At 65.4% G+C, this 21,402-nt stretch carries 19 protein-coding genes; 5 read left to right on the top strand and 14 right to left on the bottom strand.

The window, feature by feature from the left end; genetic code table 11:
* Positions 1–256: 256 nt before the first annotated feature.
* Both mltG and ACJ8AT_RS30360 read left to right on the top strand, forming a co-directional pair.
* Entirely contained in the window at positions 257–1,273 is a 1,017-nt protein-coding gene (gene mltG, locus ACJ8AT_RS30365; protein ID WP_407741426.1) for an endolytic transglycosylase MltG, read from the top strand.
* A gap of 141 nt (positions 1,274–1,414) precedes the next feature.
* Positions 1,415–2,488, top strand: a complete 1,074-nt coding sequence (locus ACJ8AT_RS30360) for a 3-deoxy-7-phosphoheptulonate synthase (protein WP_407741425.1) — start codon at positions 1,415–1,417, stop codon at positions 2,486–2,488.
* 58 nt (positions 2,489–2,546) lie between these two features.
* On the opposite strand, the gene ACJ8AT_RS30355 is transcribed toward ACJ8AT_RS30360, so the two are convergent.
* The 4 genes from ACJ8AT_RS30355 to ACJ8AT_RS30340 form a co-directional block, all read right to left on the bottom strand.
* Positions 2,547–3,941, bottom strand: a complete 1,395-nt coding sequence (locus ACJ8AT_RS30355; RefSeq protein WP_407741424.1) for an adenylate/guanylate cyclase domain-containing protein — start codon at positions 3,939–3,941, stop codon at positions 2,547–2,549.
* A 181-nt stretch (positions 3,942–4,122) separates the two neighbouring features.
* Positions 4,123–5,136 carry a hypothetical protein gene (locus tag ACJ8AT_RS30350; RefSeq protein WP_407741423.1) on the bottom strand — a complete coding sequence of 338 codons (1,014 nt, stop codon included), beginning with the start codon at positions 5,134–5,136 and terminating at the stop codon, positions 4,123–4,125.
* Positions 5,137–5,664: 528 nt separating this feature from the next.
* Positions 5,665–6,015, bottom strand: a complete 351-nt coding sequence (locus ACJ8AT_RS30345; protein WP_407741434.1) for a hypothetical protein — start codon at positions 6,013–6,015, stop codon at positions 5,665–5,667.
* Positions 6,015–7,307, bottom strand: coding sequence for a hypothetical protein (locus ACJ8AT_RS30340; RefSeq protein WP_407741422.1), 1,293 nt, complete (start codon positions 7,305–7,307; stop codon positions 6,015–6,017). The genes ACJ8AT_RS30345 and ACJ8AT_RS30340 overlap by 1 nt, the downstream gene beginning before the upstream one ends.
* Positions 7,308–7,638: 331 nt before the next feature.
* Between ACJ8AT_RS30340 and ACJ8AT_RS30335 the strand changes: the two genes are divergently transcribed.
* Positions 7,639–8,553 (top strand): hypothetical protein, encoded by a 915-nt coding sequence (locus ACJ8AT_RS30335; protein WP_407741421.1) that lies wholly within the window; start codon positions 7,639–7,641, stop codon positions 8,551–8,553.
* A 29-nt stretch (positions 8,554–8,582) separates the two neighbouring features.
* Here the strand turns inward: ACJ8AT_RS30335 and ACJ8AT_RS30330 are convergent, their stop codons facing one another.
* The 4 genes from ACJ8AT_RS30330 to ACJ8AT_RS30315 form a co-directional block, all read right to left on the bottom strand.
* Positions 8,583–9,110: a hypothetical protein gene (locus ACJ8AT_RS30330; RefSeq protein ID WP_407741420.1), complete on the bottom strand. Its 528-nt coding sequence runs from the start codon at positions 9,108–9,110 to the stop codon at positions 8,583–8,585.
* Between the two features lie 122 nt (positions 9,111–9,232).
* Positions 9,233–11,548 (bottom strand): hypothetical protein, encoded by a 2,316-nt coding sequence (locus ACJ8AT_RS30325; protein ID WP_407741419.1) that lies wholly within the window; start codon positions 11,546–11,548, stop codon positions 9,233–9,235.
* A gap of 69 nt (positions 11,549–11,617) precedes the next feature.
* Entirely contained in the window at positions 11,618–12,400 is a 783-nt protein-coding gene (locus tag ACJ8AT_RS30320) for an FAM151A/B family protein (protein WP_407741418.1), read from the bottom strand.
* A gap of 829 nt (positions 12,401–13,229) precedes the next feature.
* Positions 13,230–14,243: a hypothetical protein gene (locus tag ACJ8AT_RS30315; protein ID WP_407741417.1), complete on the bottom strand. Its 1,014-nt coding sequence runs from the start codon at positions 14,241–14,243 to the stop codon at positions 13,230–13,232.
* A 431-nt stretch (positions 14,244–14,674) separates the two neighbouring features.
* On the opposite strand from ACJ8AT_RS30315, the gene tnpB reads away from it, so the two are divergent.
* Positions 14,675–14,893, top strand: coding sequence for an IS66 family insertion sequence element accessory protein TnpB (tnpB, locus tag ACJ8AT_RS30310; protein WP_407741416.1), 219 nt, complete (start codon positions 14,675–14,677; stop codon positions 14,891–14,893).
* Here the strand turns inward: tnpB and ACJ8AT_RS30305 are convergent.
* A complete protein-coding gene (locus tag ACJ8AT_RS30305) occupies positions 14,826–15,845 on the bottom strand; it encodes a PIN domain-containing protein (RefSeq protein WP_407741415.1) in 1,020 nt (339 codons plus the stop codon). The genes tnpB and ACJ8AT_RS30305 overlap by 68 nt on opposite strands.
* Positions 15,846–15,936: 91 nt before the next feature.
* On the opposite strand from ACJ8AT_RS30305, the gene ACJ8AT_RS30300 reads away from it, so the two are divergent.
* Positions 15,937–16,149, top strand: coding sequence for a DUF5953 family protein (locus ACJ8AT_RS30300; RefSeq protein WP_407741414.1), 213 nt, complete (start codon positions 15,937–15,939; stop codon positions 16,147–16,149).
* 28 nt (positions 16,150–16,177) lie between these two features.
* Here the strand turns inward: ACJ8AT_RS30300 and ACJ8AT_RS30295 are convergent, their stop codons facing one another.
* The 5 genes from ACJ8AT_RS30295 to ACJ8AT_RS30275 all read right to left on the bottom strand — a co-directional run bounded on the left by ACJ8AT_RS30295 (position 16,178) and on the right by ACJ8AT_RS30275 (position 21,400).
* A complete protein-coding gene (locus ACJ8AT_RS30295; protein ID WP_407741413.1) occupies positions 16,178–17,131 on the bottom strand; it encodes a DUF2381 family protein in 954 nt (317 codons plus the stop codon).
* A 32-nt stretch (positions 17,132–17,163) separates the two neighbouring features.
* A complete protein-coding gene (locus ACJ8AT_RS30290; RefSeq protein ID WP_407741412.1) occupies positions 17,164–19,269 on the bottom strand; it encodes a serine/threonine protein kinase in 2,106 nt (701 codons plus the stop codon).
* 158 nt (positions 19,270–19,427) lie between these two features.
* Positions 19,428–19,790, bottom strand: coding sequence for a helix-turn-helix domain-containing protein (locus ACJ8AT_RS30285; RefSeq protein WP_407741411.1), 363 nt, complete (start codon positions 19,788–19,790; stop codon positions 19,428–19,430).
* 12 nt (positions 19,791–19,802) lie between these two features.
* The gene (locus ACJ8AT_RS30280; RefSeq protein ID WP_407741410.1) at positions 19,803–20,261 is read right to left on the bottom strand and encodes a helix-turn-helix domain-containing protein; all 459 of its coding nucleotides are present in this window, start codon (positions 20,259–20,261) and stop codon (positions 19,803–19,805) included.
* Complete coding sequence (locus ACJ8AT_RS30275) at positions 20,258–21,400, bottom strand: serine/threonine protein kinase (RefSeq protein ID WP_407741409.1); 1,143 nt, start codon at positions 21,398–21,400, stop codon at positions 20,258–20,260. The genes ACJ8AT_RS30280 and ACJ8AT_RS30275 overlap by 4 nt, the downstream gene beginning before the upstream one ends.
* Positions 21,401–21,402: the final 2 nt, after the last annotated feature.

Raw genomic sequence — 21,402 nt, 5'->3', positions numbered from 1 at the left:
CCACTCCCACATCGTGTCGCGAAGCCGGCGAGGCCCCCGTCACGAACCGCCGGAAACCGGATTCGGAACCCGCTCGAACGTCACCGCGTTCGACACCGGGTAGGGCTCCGCCCCCTCGGGCGGGTGCTCGGGGAGGGAGCGGATGGGAGAAAGTGAAAACGGACGCCTGGAGGGTATCCCGCCATCCGTTGCACCGTTGATGATCGCCTGAAGTCCCGGCTGCGAGGGCTCGCGTGGGTGCTACTCTGTGCACCGCATGAAGCGCATCCTTCTGGTTTTGCTCGGGGTCGTCGTCCTCGCCGTGGGCGGGGTTGCCGGTACGTTCTTCTGGGCCGAGCGCGAGGTCCAACGCGCCGCCGCCCCGCCGGGCGCCCCCACCGTGGAATTCACCGTCTCCAAGGGCACCACCGGGCGCGGCCTGGGGCCCCAGCTCGCCTCGGAGGGCCTCATCAAGGACGCCCGGCTCTGGCGCTGGCTCCTCTTCCGCCGCGGCCACTTCGCCCCCAAGGCGGGCCGTCACGCGGTGAGCCCCTCCATGACGATGGCCGAGCTGGCCACCGCCCTCGAGGGTGCCCCCATCCCCGAGGACGTCCCCTTCGTCGTCATCGAGGGCTGGCGCCTGCGCGACACCGATGCGGCGCTCGCCGCGGCCGGCCTCATCACCCCCGGCGCCTACATCACCGCCGCCAGCCACCCCGAGCGCTACACCGCGTCCTTCACCCTGCCCCGGGGCACGCTCGAGGGCTACCTCTATCCGGAGACGTACCGCGTGGTGCCCGGCGCCGTGAAGGTGGAGGAGCTCATCCAGCGCCAGCTGGACACCTTCGCCGAGCGCTTCTACACCCCCAACAAGGACGCCCTCGTGCGCAGCGGGCGCAGCCTGCACGAGGTGGTGGTGATGGCCTCCATGCTCGAGCGCGAGGAGCCCATGCCCACCCAGCGGCCCCTGGTGGCCGGCATCCTCTGGAAGCGCGTGGACAAGGGCTTCCCCCTGGGCGTGGACGCCACCTCCCGCTACCTGTTGGCCGAGTGGAATGACCGGCAGGCCTTCCTCCAGCGCCTGCGCGACCCGCAGGATCCGTGGAACAGCCGCCACCACAAGGGCCTGCCGCCCGGACCCATTGGAGCTCCCACGGTGGCGTCGCTCCAGGCCGCGCTCGCCCCCCAGCCGAGCGAGTACTGGTACTACCTCCACGACGCCGAGCGGCGCCTCCACCCCTCGCGCAACGCCGAGGAGCACGAGGCACTGCGCAAGAAGTACAACGTGTACTGACGGGTCTCCGTGCGTGTGGACCCCGGGCCGGGGAATCGAATTCGCGGCCCGGGGCTTCTGGATAGAGCAGGTAGCGGCGCTCTCCCGCCCGCTCTCCTGGTAGACTCGGGTCCCCCCGAGCCGCGCCCGAGGCACCGCTCCATGACCGCACGTACCGAGAACCTGAATGTCGTCGGCTTCGATCACATGCCCTCCCCCGCGGAGATCAAGACGCGGGTGCCGATGACCGAGCGGGCCGCCGAGTCCGTGCTCGCCGGGCGCCGGGCCCTGATGGGCATCCTGGAGCGCAAGGATCCGCGCCTGTTCGTGATCGTCGGCCCCTGCTCCATCCATGATCCCAAGGCGGGCCTGGACTACGCGAGCCGGCTGCGCACGCTGGCCGACGAGGTGCAGGACACCATCCACGTGGTGATGCGCGTGTACTTCGAGAAGCCGCGCACCTCCACCGGGTGGAAGGGCTTCATCAACGATCCGCGCATGGACGACTCCTTCCACATCGAGGAAGGCATGGAGCGGGGCCGCCGCTTCCTGCGGGACGTGGCGGAGCTCGGCATGCCGGCGGCCACCGAGGCCCTGGATCCCATCGCGCCGCAGTACTACGGCGACCTCGTGTCGTGGACGGCCATCGGCGCGCGCACGGCCGAGTCCCAGACGCATCGCGAGATGGCCTCGGGTCTCTCCACGCCCGTGGGCTTCAAGAACAGCACGGACGGCTCGCTGGAGGCCGCCGTCAACGGCATCCTCTCCGCCTCGCGGCCGCACAGCTTCCTGGGGCTCAACGACAACGGCGCGTCGGCGATCATCCGCACCCGCGGCAACGCCTACGGCCACCTGGTGCTGCGCGGCGGTGGCGGACGGCCCAACTACGACACCGTCTCCATCTCGCTCGCCGAGCAGGCGCTCGCCAAGGCGAAGCTGCCCGTCAACGTGGTGGTGGACTGCTCGCACTCCAACTCCTGGAAGAAGCCGGAGCTGCAGCCTCTGGTGATGCGCGACGTGGTGCATCAGATCCGCGAGGGCAACCGCTCGGTGGTGGGCCTCATGGTCGAGAGCTTCCTCGAGGCCGGCAACCAGCCCATCCCCCCCGATCTCTCGCAGCTGCGCTACGGCTGCTCGGTGACGGACGCGTGCGTGGACTGGAAGACCACCGAGGAGATGCTGCGCTCGGCCCACCAGGGCCTGCGCGGCGTGCTGTCAGCGCGCAAGGCGGCGTAGCCCTCGCGTTCCCGGCCCGGAGCGCGGACCGTCCCGGGCCGTGTGTCCGGCGGCCCACTCACTCCGTGCCGAGCAGCAGGTACGTGCGCATGGGCCCCTTGCCCTTCACGTGCACCAGCCCCTGATCCTGGAAGCGGTAGCGGCCCTGGAGCCGCTCGTAGACCGCTTCCGACAGGTGGATGCCATCCACCACGCCGTGGGACTCCATCCGGCTCGCGGTGTTGACGGTGTCGCCCCACAGATCATAGGCGAACTTCTTGCCGCTGATGACTCCGGCGATCACCGGCCCCGAGTGGATGCCGATGCGCAGGTGCAGGGGAATCTGGAGCAGCTCGCCCAGGCTCAGCAGCTCGGTGCGCATGGCGAGCGCCATCCTCGCCACGGCATCGGCGTGATCGCTCCGGGGCAGCGACAGCCCGCCCACGGCCATGTACGCGTCGCCGATCGTCTTCACCTTCTCCACCCCGAAATCGTCGGTGAGCTGATCGAAGACGGAGAACACCATGTTCAGCACCTGCAGCACGTCCGGCGGCGTGTGCTGGGCGGCGAAGCGGGTGAAGTCCACCAGGTCGGCGAACAGCACCGTCACGTCCGGGAAGTTCTCCACGATGATGCGCTGGCCCTGGAGGAGCCGGTCCGCCACGGGCTTGGGCAGGACGTTGAGCAATAGCTGATCCGCCCGCTCGCGCTCGTGCTGGATGGTGCGCAGGTGCGCCAGCTCCTGCTGGTGCAGCCGGTGCAGCTCGGTGATGTCGTGGTAGATGCAGACGAAGCCCACCTGCTCGCCATCCACCGTCACCGGCAGGGCCAGGAGCTCGACGTTGACGGGCGTCCCGTCCTTGCGCAGGCGCCGGGTGATGACGTGAGTGCGCCCGCGCTGGAGCGCCTCGCGAGCGGTGACATCCGCCTCCTCCTTGATGGGCCCCTCACTGGCCACCAGCCGCAGGATGTTGCGGCCGATGGCCTCGCGGGCCGTGTAGCCGAACAACGACTCCGCCGCCGGGTTCCAGGACACCACGTTGAAGCGGAGGTTGATGGTGACGATGGCCACCGGGCTGTTGAGCACCAGCGACTCGTAATACTCCTTCTGCTGGCGCAGCGAAGCCTCCACCTCCGCCTGCGCCGTCAAGTCGCGCAGCACCAGCACCCGCCCTTCCGGCAGCGGCAGGCAGCGCACGCGCAGCACGTGCGCCTGGCGCGGAGACCCCGCGGACCCGCGCCACACCCACTCGCCGTCCCGGGGTGGCTCCTCCGGAGACAGCGGCTCGGGCGGAGTCCACTCCGGCAGCAGCTCCGACACGGGCCTGCCCCGGAGCGCCTCGCCCGGCTCGCCGAACAGCCGTTGCGCGGCCCCGTTGGCCTCCATGAGCCGGTACTGGAGATCGACCACCAGCACCGCATCCGGCGAGTGTTCGAAGAGGGCGAGGGAGGCGCGGCGCAACAGATCGGACATGAGGGCTGTATCAGTGTAGGCCACCTGCTGACACGCGCCATGCCTCAATGAGCCCGCCAGGCCGGGTGGAGGTTGCCCGGATGCTTACGGACGCGGGCTCCTGAATGTGCTGCATGGGGACGTCGAGCTGCTCAACCGGGCCGGCCAGCTCCTCGCGGAGCTGGCATGGAACCCCCTGGGCTCACTCGGCCCAGTAGGTATCGGTCATCAAGCTGAAGCCGTTCACGGTGTCCACGAAGATGGCGACGCTGTGCCCGCTCCAGGGGTCGTTCGCGTAGCTCATGTAGCAGCCCTTGAACGAGCGCCCCGCGGTCCGCGCATCGAGGTTCGCCAGGCCGGCGGAGATCACGCCGCTGGGGATCCCATTGAACCGGTTGGCGACGGACACCGCGCCGTTGACCACGCCCCGCACTTCGGCGGCGTCGGCCAGGTACGGACGGACGGTGGCGCCATACGGGACGCTGCTCGGCTCGAGCCCGAAGCACTCCAGCGAGGGCTGATGGTAGGTACCGTTGGTCGTCACGACCTGCCACCAGTCGAAGTGACGGGCCATGGTCGCGTTGTAGTTGTCCTGCGGCTGCGCGTTCACCGCGTTGACGAGCGCCTCGAAGGGCCGGCTCAGCGTGGCCGAGTTCCGGATGTTGCGCAGGCTGACGTCGCCGATCCCCGCGACGTTGGAGATGTCCTGGGCCGAGGTGAACGGGCGCAGGTTGAGGAGGTTCACGGCGCCGTTCCACGCGTACGGCAGCACGTCGTGCAGCTCGGAGTCGCTGAGGGTGTTCACCAGGGAGACGATCGCGGCGGCGTCATCGGAGGAGAGCGCGAGGCCGTCCATGATGCCCACGCAGCTGGAGCCGATGAAGCCCTCGGTGCGGGCACCGCCCGCGAGCTGCTGGAGACGGGCCGGGCCGACCAGCGCGACCGAGGACACGTCCGCCAGGGACACGAACGACGACGCCGCGCGCCGGTTGACGAGGTTGGTGGCGACGTCGCTCGGCAGGTACGCGTCCAACTTCTGGAAGGACGCCGTGTTCACGAAGCCGAGGATGCCCTGGCACTCCGGGGCCACGTCCACGTCCGTGGTGGTGAGCGGCGCCTGCTGCTGCACGAGGGGCTGGGAGGACGGCTCGACTTCGGAACCACCGCAACCGGCCAACAGGCTGGCGGCAAGAAGGGCTGAACCAATACGGCGCATGGGGGACTCCTCTGGGGGGTACAACGAGGGGAAACCCCTTGATACACCAAATCCCTGGTTACTTGGATCTCCCAGTTCTGGGAATTCGACATTCACGAGACCGGCGGTAAGAGCAATTCCAGTGTGAACGTTGCGCCCCGGGCGCCGCTCCGCCTCGGACGCGTCCATCCTCACCCCTGACGCGTCAGGCGCCCCTCGCGTGCCGCCGCGCTCGGGGCGGGGCCGAGGGAGACCCGCCTCCTAAGTACCCCGCGGACGCAGGCACGTGGCTTGATGTGGCGTGGGCTCGCCGCTGCCATGGGGCGGGTGTTACCCCCTGCATCAGCCCAGGGAGTCCAGTTGCGCGGCGCTCGGAGAGGACATGTCAATGACTGACAAGAAATGGTTGCCCCGGCTGCTGCTGGCCTTCCTGACAATTGGGAGAAAAAGCAGATCATAACCAATACGACTCGGTCACTTCCCGAGGAGTCGCACGGGACTTCAATGGAAAATCTCCCCTCGGCGAAAACTTGAGATGACCTTGTAGTATTAATCAATATCCAATTTCCAAGTACCCTCGTCCCAATATTTCAAAACGCGAGACGCCAAAAAGGGGACCATGCCTTTCCGCTTGGCTGCTTCTTCAAGGACGGGCTTTGCCTGCTCTGGTCTATCGCTGAGCAAACAGGCCGCCGCGTTGACTCGAACATCCATGCGCGAATGCGTTAGCAGCCCCGCGAGCGCGTCCCGCCCCGCCTCGCCGTGGTCGCGTAGCTTCTTGTATGCAGCAATGTAGCGCTTCGCATACTTGTTCCCGCCCTTACGATCGCCGCGCATGATCGCGTCGGTCTGCTCCGCTACGTTTTGGGCGAAGTCCTCAACGACGCTCCCCAGCTCCATCACCACACCCCATTCTTGATGTTCTCAATTGCAAGCAAGGCAAACTCCCGCTGCGCCTCGTAGGATTGAGTGCTGAGCCATTGCCTCACTGTCAGACGTGAGGACTTGGTGGCGGTCCACTGGATCGACGAATAGAAGGCGCTCACCTCGTCGTGCAGCGGCTTGTCTAGAGCAATGACATTCTCAGTGTTGTGGATAGCCTCGCTTCCAAATCGCTTAACGTTTCCCTTGGTCTGCTCAACCAGGTGGTGCCACTCCTTGCCTTTGCCCGCTGGCCCCATGGCCGACTTGAAGCCACTAAACGACCCCCACGCCCTGTGTCCGTTGGGGAGGAGCTTACCCCGAGTTGGGGCAGGACTCCCAGTGCCAGCGCCCCGGGCAGCCATGGCCACGGCATGAGGCGCCAATACCACACGGATCGTCCCCTCTGGCACAGAGACAATAAGGCGCTCGGCTCCGGTTGCCGTCTCCAGCAGGCCCAACCCGGTACGAGTCGCGACTCTCTCCGACGCTTGATTAAATCCGGAGAGCATTGGGGCCTTGGATGCAAGGGCCACCGTTTCACCAATGGCCGCTGTCCCCACGATGACGAGAATTCGCACACTGTTGGGGCCGATGACACGCCCGAAACGCTCGCCAACCTCGCGCAGCTCCGCAAAGGTGGAGGCCCGGGGCGCATCTTCGTAAAGCTGCGCATAGGCCCGCAGCAAATCAAAGAATTCATAACCAAGATAACCCCACAGGGCGGCACTAAACACCAGGGCCGCGCCCTTTGTTATCGGCTCGGGCACTGGCGCCAGCAGCAGCGCCATATAAACCGTGATGCTAATGCTGATCATCGCGAGCATTCGCGTAGGGTCGAGCATGGCCCGCACTTCCGCGCTTACGCCTTCCAGGGCAGGACCCACCGCCAGGGCGAGCGCAAGGCTTCGCTTGTCGTCATCCTGAATGCGGGGCCCATCTTCAAACAGCGTCAGGCAATCCCCTGGAGTGCCGCACCGCTCGCAAAATTGCCCATAGGACCGGGCCAGGTCTGACTGCCACGCTTTGCCACTCAAGGGCGCGGAAGCCAACGCCAGCCTACGGCCCACATACAACGGGGGCCGAGACGCGGCCACCCGAAGCGGCATGTCAAGCCAAAGCGTTGTCATGGCTGCCGAAAACTCAGCGTCGCTCACCTGCACAGGCGCGAAATCCGTGGGCAGCTTGGCAAAGAGAGCCTCTCCCTGGCTCCCGTCCTCGGCTTCCGCTTCCGCTTCCAGCGCCCATGGCTCGGGCGAGTCGTGCGGCACGGGTGGACGGTAACGGGAAGCCGTCAACCCTCCACCCATGGGGGCCCCGTGGCGCACGCTGTAACCAGCATCAGCGCCGCCAGCGCCAGCGCACCCGCGCGCCGGGGCCGCCGTGTGTCCACGGGGCGAGTATCGACAGAATGCCTGGACATTGCCGCACCTCTCTGGGCGAGCCGCCCGAGCTGGAAGCCCAAACCCTCCACGGCGGTCGGGAGCGTCATGAAGGGAGTCTCCCACATCCCCTTCACCTCAAGCAGGTGAGAGTATGCACTGCCCGGCGCCACGCGCCTCTCGTGGAACCCGGGCTCGAGTCCACCTCGTGGAGGCCTGTGTGAGTTCCTCGCGCCGCAATCCAGCCCATCTCCTGGCGATCCTCGCGGGACTGAGCGTGCCGTCCCTGTGTGTCTTCTCGGCGTGGGCCCTCACGGGCAGCCCCGTTCGCACCATGCTCGCCATCCTCGTGGCGGCCCTCGTCAACACGCCCTCCCCCGTGGGTGGAGGCATGCTCGTGCAAGGAGTCCTCCGCGTGCGGGGGGGACCCTGGGAGTGGACCTTCGATGCCGACCGGAGCCGGGCCGAAGCGCTCCTGGGCTACTTCCTGCTCAGCGCCTTCACCTCGGGAGGCTTCTTCTTCGCCGCTCCCCTGGTGGCGGCCCTCCTCCGGTGGCTGGGGCCCTTCCGGCCCGGGCTCGATGAGCTGCTCGTGCTGGGGGTCACCGTCCTGCTCGTCGCGGTGAGCGCCTGGCTCCATCGTGCCGAGGTGTCCCTCTCCTCCCTCCGGCGCGGGCTCGAGCGCGACGGCCAGCGGATGGCGCCCGAGGCACTGGCGGGCGTGGTGGAGGTGCTCTCGGGCATGTCGCGGGCGTCGGGTGCGATGGGCCACGTGGGAGGCATTGGTGCGCGGACGGTGGGACTGCATGAGCAGCTGGACGCGGAGGAGCTCCTTCGCGCCGCGGCCGAGCGCGGCATTCCCGGTGCCGCCGGGCTCCACGCCCGGTGTCTGACCCATCTCCTGTCACGCGCCGAGCCAGGAGGGGGCTTCTCCGTCTACCCTTCCGGTCTCCCGCGCGTGGAGCACACCGTCCGCGCGCTGGAGGCACTGCGCGGACACCTCGACGCCGTCTCCCTCGCGGCCCACCGCGCGGCGCTCCAGGCCTGTCGACATGCGGATGGACGGTTCGGCCGCAGCACCACCGCGCCAGCCTCGGATGAGGCCACCGCCTGGGTGACGCGGCTGGGGAACTGATCTCAAAGCCCGCGGCGGAGCGGCCTGGCTCAGTAACTCAGCTTCTTGTCGTACGCCCCCTCAAGGATGGGCTGCTTGCCTGGCACATCCTCCAGCTTCACCTTGGGCTGGATCGACGGGTTGGAGGGGTACTTCTTCCCGTTGTACTTCATGAGGTGGTCACCCCTGGACTGGATGACCAGGTCCCTCCATCCATGGGTGGTCTTGCTGGAGGCCTGGAGCGGAAGGTCTCCCACCACCGTCATGCGGCTATTCAGGGTGAAGTCGGGATTGAGGATGAGCAGCGTGCAGCCGCCAGAGCCACAGAAGTACGGACCGATGAGGGCGACGAAGATTTCCTTCCGGCCGTCGTTGTTCAGGTCGAAGGTGTCATAGCTGTATTTGCGGTCGTCCTCGGACATGACCTTCAGGTCGTCCCGGAGATACTTCTTGAGATAGCTCTCGATTCCGGAGCGCACCTCGGCGGAAGAGGGCTCGGGAGGGGCCGCGGCGGCGGACTCGTTGCCGAAAGCACAGAAGAGGGAGATGCAGAGGAGCGTCAGGGCCGGAGTCTTCATGGGAGCCATCGTAGGTGAAGCGGTGCGGCTCCGCGTTGTGGTGGCTCCTGTCACCCCGCGGTGAACCCCTGTTTCGGGGTTGAGGCGCCCCGTCGCACGGGGCTCCCCCGCGGGAGAGGGCGCTACGCCGCCGCGTAGTAGCCGACGTTGATGTCCTCCACCGTCGTGTTGCTGGTCCCGTACTGCGTGGCGAGATTGGGGAAGTCGCGGGCGAAGGCGTACTGCACCGTCTGCAGTTGGTCCGTCAGCGAGCCGCGCTCGGAGCCGCCGTTGTCGTGCGCCACGCCGTCCGAGTAGTAGTCCAGCCAGCCCACCGCGTTCTCGAAGTCACGCATGCCCTGCGGGTTCCTCGCGAACTCGGCGCGCAGCGTGTCGATGAAGGCCTTGGCCTCGTCACCCTTGAGACCGAACGCGGCGGCGGCCGACATGGCGGTCAGGTAGCCCTCCCCCGCGTCGCCGGTCGCGTCGCGCATGCCCTGCAGCGTGGAGAGGAAGTCCTCGCGGTCCATCCCCAACTGGCCGAGCTGTGTCTGGGTGATGAGGCGCGGATCCATGCCGGTGAGCAGCTCGCGGGTCTCCGGCGGGACCCCCGCCTTCTGCAGCAACGCGGCGCGCTCCTGGTCGAGCTTCTCCTGCGCCTCGTTGCCCTCGATGATGCCGCTGATGAAGCCGCCGAGCGTGTGGATGAGCTCGCCCGCGATGCCGAGCGCGCCGTCCGGCAGGGTGCCGAGAATGGGCACGCACCCGGCCAGGTCGCCGAGCAGCGACACGCCGGTGCCGAACGCGGCGATCGCCTCGCCGGCGTTGGGGTCGTTCATCAGCGCGTGGATGTCCTGGCCCATCTGGATCGCGTCGATGGTCAGGCCCAAGTAGGGCACGAACTTGCCGGCCAGCTCGGCGACGCCCGCCACCTTGGCCGCGGTGCCGAAGGTCCCGAGCACGCCCGCCGTGATCTCCAGGCCGCCCTTCACCGCGCCCAGGCCCGCCTTGATGCGCTCGACCTCGCTGGGGTCGGTGGCGGCGGTGTAGATGCCGGCCGCGACCCCGGCGATGGCCATCGCCTTGCCCAGCTTGCTCTTGTCCTGCCAGTCCTGCACGAGGGTGTCGAAGCGGGCCTGGCCCGGGTTCTCGCGCAGCTGCCTCAGCGTCTCGCCGAGCCCTCGGACCTCCGTGGCGAGATCCTTCATGTTGCTGCCGGCGCCGATCGCCTCGATCAGCCCGGAGAACGCCTCCAGGCCCTGGGGGTCACCCATCTCGGCCTGGGCAATGGCCTCGCCCTGCGCCCGCGGGGTGGCCACCGCGACGATGTTCTCGCCCATCCGGCTCTGGATGTCGCCGTCGGTGCTCTTGTCGATGGCGCCCAGCAGATCCGCGTTCTCGGCCTTGTTCACGTCAGCCACGAAGGCGAGCGCGTCGTCGGCGTGGTGGATGCTGGTGGAGAGCGCCTCGTAACCCTCCATCAGCATCTTGGCCGCATCCGGGTCGCCCTGCCGCGCCAGCTGCTCGAGCTGCGGCCCACCGGCCTCCATCGCATGGGCGAGCTTGTTCTCCGCCGCCTCCATCCTGGCCTTTGCGTCGGCGTGCTCGGGAAGCTTCCAGAACTCCTCGGTGTACTTGCGCTTCTCCTCCTCGGTCATGCCGGGGCCGAAGCCGGTGAGATCCTGGGCGAGCCGTGCCTCGTGCTGGGCGTACCCGGCCTGTGCTGTCTTGTACTCGCCGGTGACCTTTCCGATGGCTTGGGTGCCCGCGTCGAGGATGCTGTTGCCGGCGTTGATCAGGTCGGTGCCGTTGATCATCCGCTCGGCCACCGCGAGCGCGAGCTTGGAGCCCTGGCCCTTGTCGGCCAGCTCGCGAAAGGCGTCGTCGAACTGGTTGAGGTCGCCCTCGTTGTCACCGAGCCGGCCAGCCATCTTCTGGGCAACGGTATCGGCGATCTGGCGGGTGCCGGCCTCGCCGGCGAGATCCGCGATGGCGGCCATGTCCTCGACGATGTCGCGGGTGGCCCGGTTGGAGCCCGAGTCGTCCTTGTTGTGCTGGACGCGGTCGGCGAGCGTGTCGGCGGCGGACTCGACCTCGACGCGGCAGGCCTGGAGCAGCGCATCCACCTGGGCGGGGTCACCGAGCTTCTCGGCCTCCACGCGCAGCGCGTCCATGGCGGCGGCGGGCCCACGGGTGCCGGCCTCGCGCACGCGGGTGGCGGCCTCCTGCACCGGATCCGCCACGGCGGGCGTCGTCGACCCCGCTGCGGAAGGGGCGTTGAGCTCCACCTTGGCGCGAGCGGGGGCGGCGGTGAAGGTGCTGATGCCGTTGTTGGCAGCCGGGGACGGCTGCGTGGCTCGAGGTTTGACCGTGTTGGCCTGGGTCCCGCCGGTGGAGGCGGCGGGCTTCGGCGCGCTCTCGGTCTTGGGCTTGGGGGGAGCGAAACCGGGGATGCGCATGTTGAATTCTCGGCCGCTGCGAGGAGAGAGTTGCTAGCGCTCCGGAATCCAGAGCTGCTCTCGTGAGGCTCAGAACAGCTTGTCCAGGCCCGTCTTCGCCCAGTTGAACCCGTCCTTCAAGTAATCATCGACGCCCTTGCCGCTACCGCTGGCCAGGTCGATCATCCCGTTCACTCCGCGGCGCTTGAGTTCCTCCGAGGTACGGGACACGTCCTTCACCCCGCTGCCCCACACGGAAATCGCCGCGCCCGGGTGCTTCTGGAACTCGCGGATCGCCTCGTCCGTCAGCTTGTCGTAGCGCACCACGAAGTTCACCGGATCCCCGAACTTCTTCGCCTGCTCCACCATGCGGCGAGCCTCCGCGGCCCCCACCTTGCCGTCCGTCGGTGGGTTGATGGCGAGTATGGCGTTGGGGAACTGCTTGCGGATCTCCGCGCCCCACTGCGCCATCGCCCCGAACCCCAGGTTGAGCATCAGCCGCTCCTCGGGGATACCCACCTCCTTGATCGTCTCGAGGATCTCCGCCATGTGCTCCGGCTCCTTGACGTCGAGCTTGAGCCCACGGCCAGAGGCCTTCCCCATCGTCAGCCACTCGCGCAGCGTCAGGTTGTCGCCGCTCTCGTGCTGCTTGTCGTGCCGCATCTCGATGCCAGAGCGGTCGATCTCCAGCCGGACGTCCCCCTCGAACCAGTTCGCCTTGCTCTTGAGGGCCTCCTGGAACTGCTCCTTCGTGTTGGTGCGGTGGGCGTTGCGCGCCTCGGACAGCGGCTGGCCACTGTGCCACGTGTTGTCAGGGCCTTGCGCCCGAGCCGCACTCGAGGCCGGACGACGGGAGGAGAGGCGATCGATCATGGCTCAATCACTTGGACGTGGGGGGGTTCCCACCATTATCGGCCGATGAGAAATGAAGTTGCGTCCAGGGGCCCTCTCCTTAGACGGCGACCCTCGCGATACGGACAGGATGGACGCTCTGCCGCACACGGGCGCTCCTCCAGCGGCGTGTTCGCGGGGAGCGTTCCGGCGTCGTCTACCGCTGTGTGGCCTCTTCGGGGCAGGCTCGCTCTGCGTTGGGCTCTTGAAGCTCAAGGTGCAGCGTCACGAGCCTTGCTACCTCCAGTGGAGGCGGCGGGAATCGAACCCGCGCCGGGCGGTGCGAAACCTCTAGCAGAATCGCGCCCTTACCTCGTAACCGCCCGGAATGCTTGGGAGTCGATATCCCGCCGAGTCCCCTCGTGTCCCGCCCCGTTCCGGCCCATTCCGCACGCTCCTGCGACATACGTGCAACATGGCGGGGGCTACCCACCTCCCGTCGCCGGACCATCCGGGCTGTATGGCTCGCCGTTCCCGTGGCCGTCCTGAACGAGCAGCTCGCTCCCTCTGCCGGGTTCCTGTGCCGGAGTTGCTGCATCAGGGGGCATTGGCTCTAACGGCTGCGAGGGCTCAACCGGGGCCATGCTGTAGGGGCCAGTTGAGGCGCGAGCGGCCTGGATACTCGGCCCCCCTCCACTCACGGGCAAGCGCTCCCTGTCCGGGCACGTCCACAAGCGCGCGCCTACTGGTACGGCTAGTACTACTCGGTTACTTCGGACGCCCTCCGAGGAGGATTTCCCCTCGGAGTTCCACGGTGGCCCTCGGGAAGTGACCGGGTCGTATTAGCTATGCGCAAAAGAACTCGTGGTCATCACCACAACGGATAACCATAATTCGACCACGCATTACTCGGCCAATCACCTTGTACGTGCTGGTAAATAGAGCCGCTTACCTCAACGCTCCAGTAAGGGTTTCCACCACCCGTGTTGGTGTATTGGTACGAAGATGCCGTCCCCATCAATACATCCAAATCACTGGACCTTACGAAATCTCCAGTAATATAGGAATTTGTATATAGGAATCCACACTGGCTCTGCGAAGTAACGGGCGGCACGTGCATATTGCACAACACAGCGCTAGAATCCAGGCTGTATTTGATATTTCGGGTTTCTCCGGCAGGCTTCCACGAACTCCGACCACGCCACTCCAACTTGATTCTCAGGTACAAATTAGAATTATAGGAGTACCCATCTGGGTACCAAGTTACCTGCGTATACGAAAAAAGCTCGTGAACATACTTTCTCTTCGAGCCCGTATCGCCGTACTGGTAGAATTCATACTGATGCCTAGCATCGAGCCCTCCCAACATGTCAATACCAACCCGCTGACCACTTTTGACCTCAGAATCTCCGAGGACACCTTCGGAGAGCCGAGCAATCGAGTATTTTCCTTTGGGAGTAGCGAGCGACGGGTTCTCCTTGATCCGCTGGAGCAGCGCCTCGTCATTGGATGGCACGGAATATATATTTCCGTTGTCGTACCAAAGGATAGAATCGCCAACCTGCACCTCACCATTCACATTAATGACAGTGCGGTAACTGACTGGAAATTTAAAAAACTCTTCATCGGCGGCAGACAGTTCTCCCGCCTCATTATTCCGCCCCAGCGTCTTGAATCGTTCTTGATATGACTCTATCTTGAGCCTAGCCTCCCATGCCTCCAGTTCGCGCTCGTCCATCTTGTCGAGGTGGGCGATCGTCTCATGGAATGCCTCATCATTCTCGAAGACGAGCCTGCCATTTTTTATACTGACCTTTGACACATCTTCATTCTCAAGGTCATGATCGGCGTTGCACCCCAGCACGCTGAGGAATGCTGAAATCATCAAGCCAATCAGAATCGAGCGCCTTCTCATTTGTTGCCCCGTGTATCACTGCGTGAGGAATTCAAGGATAAAGTCCTTGAGGCAAGCAAGAAACATTCTTGGCATGCCCGAATTCCAGCGGTTTACACGGAACGCCTGCTCGGCCTCTTCTGTCCCTGAACGATCTTCCGCAGCGCGCACACCGGGCGGCCGTCTTTCCCGTTGAAGGTCCGTCCCCCCCTTCCACTTTCCTGTCCAGACCTTTTGATTCTCAAGTCACGGGCTCCGTTTTGGTCCGGATTTGGGTCCCAGGTGCCCTGAGGGGCAGCACTTCCGACGGCTGCAAGGGCTCAGCCGGGCGATGCTCGGTCGCCAGCCGAGGCGAGAGTTGCCTGGATGCCCGGCATCCCTCCAGCTACCGGCAAGCGGTTGCCTATCCCGGCACTGTCCCCGTGGACATACACAAGGGATTTGACGGGCCGGCCGCCCTGGTGGAGCACCACTTGGGAGGACAGTTCCTCAAGGGCGACGTCTTCCTCTTCGTGGGCAGGTGCCGTCGGCGCGCCAAGGTTCAGAAGATCCAAGCACTGGGGAGGCTCATGTCTACAACCGCCCGTGCTCGTGAGGAGGCTCGTCAGCATCCTCGTTCTGCTCGACTCGCTCGATACTAAGTGAATTGATGGAAGTGAGGTCGCTCGCTGTGATGGCGGTCACGTCTAGAGTGACGGGAATATCGCCGTAGCCCTCGTAGTCTGGCTCAAAATAATCCTCCCCCATGTATACCCGATACTCCGCAAGCACATCCACACGAGTGCTCAATGTAAGGCGGAGAAGAACGTCACCATCGCCAAGAAGCCGCGCAGAGACGTCGACAAGTTCAGGAGGGCGATTTAGAGGCTCGATCCGAACTAAATGGGCGTTGTTTGGCAGCCCCAGCTCTTTGTTGGGCGACGCTCCAAAAGAGTAGAGTTCCAGTTCCAAATTGAGAAGCCGCAAGAACTCCGCTGTCGTGCTGAGCTGGCGCTTTCCATTTTTCAATTCATTCTCGAGTTTTGACGCCTTGAGCTTCGGGGCAACGAACTCTTTGAGGAACTGGTCATACCCTTTGTACCGAGTCACCGAGTGGGTGAGAGCGTTGGTTTCCTCGCGCAACTCCGGGCTAAGGTCCTTCTTGCCGAAGTCGTTGTCCTGAGCGATGAGCGTAACATCCTCGCTGGTGGCATTTGCCTTGACCGTCTCCCAGATGAGGGCGTCGCGATAGCCCTGTTTGCCGTCCTGGGTGAAGGGGCGTCGCCCCCGAATAGCTCGGTCAATAAGTATCTCGTGCGCAACGGCGGGAAGCGGAAGAATCTCGATTCCCGCAGCCTCCGAATTCTTACAGATAATGGCCCGTGCGTCATTGTCGTCGACTGGCAACACGGCCCTCTCGTCGACCCCCAGTCGGCGTAGCATACTTGCCGCCTCTTTGCGGTCCTTTAGATAATGCGACGCATGCTCGAAGAGCGTCACCGTCGAGATGGCTACACGGTAGCCGAGAATCCTCTCTCGAATAATCGCTTGAAGCGACGCCTGTTTGAACAAGTAGTCGTTGTGAAGAACGTTGGTGTCCAGAATGACGATCACAGTAGTTCCGGAGGAGGAGGTTGACTCAAGTAAGGACGTGGGTGGAACGTTCTAGCACCAAACGCGCAGAGGGCCCTTTTTTGGCGCATGGATGGACTGGTCGCCCGCTGCCGCACTGGCCATCGGCTTTCCGGACCCGGCCCGCGACGCGGAGCTGCTGTCACGCGCACGGCGTACCGCGTCGGGCGGGTGGGTTATGCAGCTCACCGACGCGCCGCTCGACCTGGACAACCCCGCCCACCTGGACGCGCTCAAACGGGCCTACGAGCGCTTCCCGGAGATTGGCGGGCGCGTAGCCCCTTGAGACTCGGCACGGCTCGCGCTGGCCGCACTCAGGGCCCCTTCGCTTTGCCCTCGGGGAACGTGACGTACTCAAGGGTGACGGTGCGCGGCCCGGTTGCTTCCCATAGCTTGAGGGTGCAGGGGCAGCCGAGCTGCGCGCGCTCCCCCTCGATGCCTACCACGACGGCACCGGCCCCATTCGCGGGGATGGGCGCCAATGGCCAACGGGCAAGCTCCACCTGTTCCCCCGCCGAGTCCACCAGCGCCGCCCCCGCTAGTGTCCAGGGCTCGGCGCCGGGGTTAGAGAGGCCCAGACGCACAGCCACGCTTGCCGGGTGTGTCTCGCCCGTGGGCGTGTAGCTGTAGCTCCGGGCTTCAACGAGCCGCAGCGCGTTGGCTGGCGGCTTCGTCACCGACTGGCGAATGCTTGTAGACGCCACGACCCCGCCCCCCTCCAGCCATGCGAGCCCCATGAGCCCGCCCGGCTCCTGACGCTCGGCCAGAAGCCGCGCCTTGTCCTCCTGGCACTGGCGCGCTTCGGACTGTGCTTCGTCCCTCTCTTTCTCGCAAACGTCGGGCGGGCGCGGCTGCCGGAACACATACACCCGGCGCGTCCCCTTTGCCGCATGGCCCACGAGCCAAAAGCTCGCGCTCGCCGGTGCCGCGCCATCCGCGAAGCGCACCGTCACCTTTACCCGCTCCCCTGGCAGATAATCCCCCCTGGGAATGACGTAGAGACTCAGCCCGTCTTCCCCGAGTGCCCAATGCGCGAGTCGTCCCACTGGCTGAAACTCCACCGCCCCCCCAGCGACGCGGGAGTCAAAGACAAACGCTGTCGGCTCGTCCGCGCTAGCGCACACTTCCGGCGCTCCCTCCAGGGACCCTGCCGACAAGTCAAAGCGCGCCGTCGCGGCGCAGCGGGGGACGGGGGGAGGCTCTGCGGCTTGCGCAGCACCAGCGAGCAGGGCGGCCAGCAGGACGGCACCGGGAGAGGGGGGTAGCACGGAAACTCAACCTCCAAAGGGCAAGGTAATAATCAGGGTTGCCCGACAGGCTCAATGAGGAGAACGCGCGTGTCTGTCTTGACGTTGCCGGGCGTGCTTCCGGGATCGAGGCACACGCCCAAGCCGGGGGGGCAATCAAAAAGCTTGCCGTGCTCGTCCACGTAGACCGTGACGATTTCCAGGCCAGCAACCAAACACACGGGAAGAGTCCCCTCGCCTGGAATCTTCGCCTCGGTGAAGGTGCCGAAAAGGCGGTTGTCGCCGAGCTGCCACTGTCCAAGAAGCAAGGTCCCGGCGGGCAGATTGCCCACGCGCCCTTCGCCACCAACCTGGAGGGTAACGGGGCCATCTTTCACCCTGGCCAGCTCTCCACGCTCGCCCTTGTACCCTTTCACCGTTGCCATCGGCTCACCCCTAGCAACGTTGAACCGCTCGTGGGTCTTTCGCCAATCCTGGGGGCACGTAATCGCGGGGGCCTCGGTGCGCACCAGGGAAGCGGGCGCAGTGCATCCCCCGTCGAGCAGCGCACAGACCGCCACGGCTGCGGGCTTCACCGGCAGGCGGAACCCTGCACCTTGCATCTTCGTTTTCGGCGTTTCGTTCTTGGGTGTCTGAGCGGACGTGCGAGCCATAGCGTTAGCGGTCGACGCGGGAAGTTGAGCCCCAACGGGTGCCGCGTCTCCTCCAGATAGAGATTCCAGCGGCTTTGGGGCGGGCGCTACTTCACGACCGCTCACGCCTGCGTCGGTTGCGCCGGGGGCGGGGGACGTGGACGGTAGCGGCAGTTCTAGCCCTGCCTCGCTGGTGCGCCCCGTAGAGCCAGGTCCCCCCAGGTTCGCGCCCACGGACAGGGCAACGACGGCCACCAGCAGCACGGCCCCAGCAAGCCCCAGGCGCCACGCGGCGCGGGGCGGGTGGGGAGCTGCGGCGGCAGGCTCGAGTTCGCGAGCTGGCGGCACCGGAGCGCCTTCAACGGGTTGCTCGTGCTCCCCAGGGGCCGCGCCCACGCCCGGATCATCCACCGCGGAGGGCTCGTCCTGCTCTGCCGCTGCGGCGGGGACCCGTGGCGCTTCCATCTGAGCGGGCACAGGGGGAAGGACAGGTGCGCCGTCCGGCAAGGGCTGCCCGCGCCGGGGGCGCCGCTTCGCCAGCTTTAGAAACATGCGCCGCTGATCGTTCGGCTCCTGCCGTTCCGAATCCTCGACAGTCGTTGTCGTCTGCGGATCGAGCGGGTCCACGAGCGGCGGCTCCCAGGTGGCGTCGTGCTCGGCGTCGGACAGGGACTCACGCAGCGCCGCGCACAGTGTAGCAACCAGCGGGAAACGCTCCTCCGGACGCTCCGCGAGCATCCTCATGCACAGCAGAGAGGCGGCCAGCGGTACACGCGGATTGACGACGTGCGGTGCAATCGGCCGCTGACTCAAGATGCGCTCGCGCAGCCCATCCAGTCCCCCTTCATCCGTGCGCTCGCCAAAGGGCAAAACATCCGTCAGCAGCCAGTAATAACTGACACCCACCGCCCACATCTCGTCGGTCGGCCCGTACTCGTATTGACCCGCGCCGTCCGGGTTGGCGCGCTGAAAGCGGATCTGCTCGGGGGAGCGGAACTCCTCTGTTCCGGGCGGGAGCTGCGAGCCGGTGACAGTCGGGGCACTGGCAAGAGATCCAATCCCGAAATCGATCAAGATCGGACGCTCGCTCACTCCCCGAATGAGGATGTTATCGGGCTTCACGTCACGATGAAACACACCCGCCGCGTGTACTTCGCCGAGCGTCAATGTCGCATCCAAGATGATGCGCGTCGCCTTTCGCGCCGATGGGTTCTGCTTGTAGGCAAACGCCCAAAGCGTATCGCCCGGCACATACTCCATTACGATGTAAGGATGACCGGCTGGATCCGGCCAGAAGTCCGACCCCACGTAGCGCACGACGCAAGGGTTCTCCAGGTGAATGAGAATGCCAATCTCTCGTTTGGCCCTGCCGTCCAGGCTCGGGACTAGAAGGAGTTTCAACGCAAAGAACAGGCCCCCCCGCTCCACCTTGTAGACGATACCGAGGCCCCCCGCTCCCAAGAACCCGATGATCTTGTAGTCCCCGATCATCTCGCCGATGCCCGGATGTCTGAGTACCAGTCCCACGCTCTACCTCACCTCCAAGATGGGGGAGCGTAGCATAACCGGCGGGATACGGCTGAAACGGCGGGACCGGGGCGGCAGGTGGACCCCTCGCAGCGCGCTGACTCTCCAAATCGGCCACGCTACCCACCCACAGCCCCAGTCCCTATTCCGAGACGGGTCTAATCTTCGCGCATCGGCACGGCATCGAGTACCCGTAGCAGCTCGCACCCGGCCCTGATCTTCGACTCCGACCACGTCCGCAGGAGACCGACAACCTTCCGGGTCTCGGGTGACAGATCCTTGTCCGTGGTTGGCACCTCTCGCGCGCTCATGCCGAGCAGCTCGCCCGGGTCCATGCCGAGCGCGACCGCTATCCGCCGAAGCGTCGGCACCGAGGGCATCATTCCGCCGCGCTCAATGCGCCCGTAGACTTGCGCGCTTATGCCTGCCTTTTTGGCTACTTGGGCCTGTGTGAGTCCGAGACTCTCGCGCGCGGTTCGGGCAGCCTCGCCGATTGTTTTCTGTAGCAGATCGTCTTCCATGCGATGTGCCTCTCAGGTGTCAGCGCCACTTGCTTTATCACGCCTGCGCTGCCGCTGCCGTCGTCGCCTCTTGAGCTTGAGAAACCCTGCTGCCGTTCCCTTGAAAACGTTGAGCTGCACGTCGTCCAACGTTCGCACCGTCCGGAGCAACCGCCGAGCTTCCGGCGGCAGCTCGTCGCCAGGTACGGGTTGGGCTTGGGAGGTGTCCGGCCCGGAAAGCCCCAGCAGAACGTCCGCTCTAACCCCTAGCACCGCGCTGAGCTTGGCAAGAGTTGGCGTGCTCGGGGTCATATCGCCGCGCTCTAGCCTGCCATATACCTCGTTGGTGAGCTTGACTCGCTCGGCTACATCCGCCTGTGTCAGTCCCTTTCGCAATCGGGCTTTGCGTGCAGCCTTGCCAATCTGGATACTGAGATCGGTTCGGACTCGCCCGTTCTTGGCGACCGACTTTGTGCCTCGCTTCCCTTTCATTCGCGCGAGTCTCCTTCCTCGTCCGGCGTCAGAGCCGTTCGCTCGATGGGGTTTGCCGTCAACCGCTTCACCCTCGCGGCAGCCTCCATGATTGCCTTCAGCTCTGCCGCGATCTCCGCACCGCTGATGGGCGGGTCCTGGGTCAAGAGGTAGGCGTGCAGTTCGTCGCGCATTTGCCCGGCCGTGAAGCGCTCGGAGGGATCTGGCTGAAGCGCACGCCTGACAATGGACCGCAAAGGAGCGGGCGCGAACTCAAGCTGACGTTCCGCTGCCGCAGGGTCGAAGCGCAGCAGACGGTAAGCCAACACATCCAGGCTCAATTGCGCCGTCCGCTCGGCTCGCACACCGGATGCGAACCCCTGGGGAGCGCTTTGCACGGGGGCTTCGCTCGGGTCGAGCGGGTATTCAGCCAACAGCATTTCCAGCAGAACGAGCCCGAGAGAGAAAACATCCGCTCTGCCGTCAATCGCTCCTGCCATGACTGGGGCGGCACGGTTCCCATTGGGCTTCATCACAGCGCGCAGAACCTCGGGCGCGCAGTAGGAAGGATCGCCTCGCAGCAGGCCGGGCGGGGTCTTCAGGCGTTCGCGTAGCTCTGAGTACGCGGCGCCAAAATTCGTGAGCTTGACGCGGCCATCAAACCCGAGACGGATCCGCATGGGACCCACGGCACGATGGATGATGTGCAGCGGGTCGCGCTCGCCAGCAGTGCGCCGGTGCGCATAGTCAAGCGCGTCGGCCACTTCTGCCGCCACATAGGCAGCAAAGGCCGGTGACAACCTGCGCCCCACCAGCAAGGAAATATCCATCGCCGTCAGCAGGTAACAGCCGCGCATGTGCTCCATGACGACATAAGAAACATCGTCACAGAAAGTGAAGCCATAAACCTTGGCGATGCCGTGGTGCTCCAAATACGTCGCAAGCTGCACCTCTTCCCAAGCGCGCTCGCGCTTCTCGTGGTCCGAGGCCCCCATCTGCAAGGGCTTGAGAATGACTTGCGACCGAGGGCCCCCGCCAAGGGGCTGCCTCCAAGCGAGAAGAAGCTTGTCGTAATCGCGGTGCTCAACCTGGGTGCGGAAAACCTCGTAACGGAAGCCCTCGAAGCTGAAGGTAAGGCGCGGGCCGGAGCTGTCAGTCATGG

Source organism: Hyalangium sp. (assembly GCF_045802625.1).
Taxonomy (GTDB): domain Bacteria; phylum Myxococcota; class Myxococcia; order Myxococcales; family Myxococcaceae; genus Hyalangium.
Note: the sequence above shows the minus strand (reverse complement) of the source record. Positions and strands in the feature narration are given on the sequence as shown.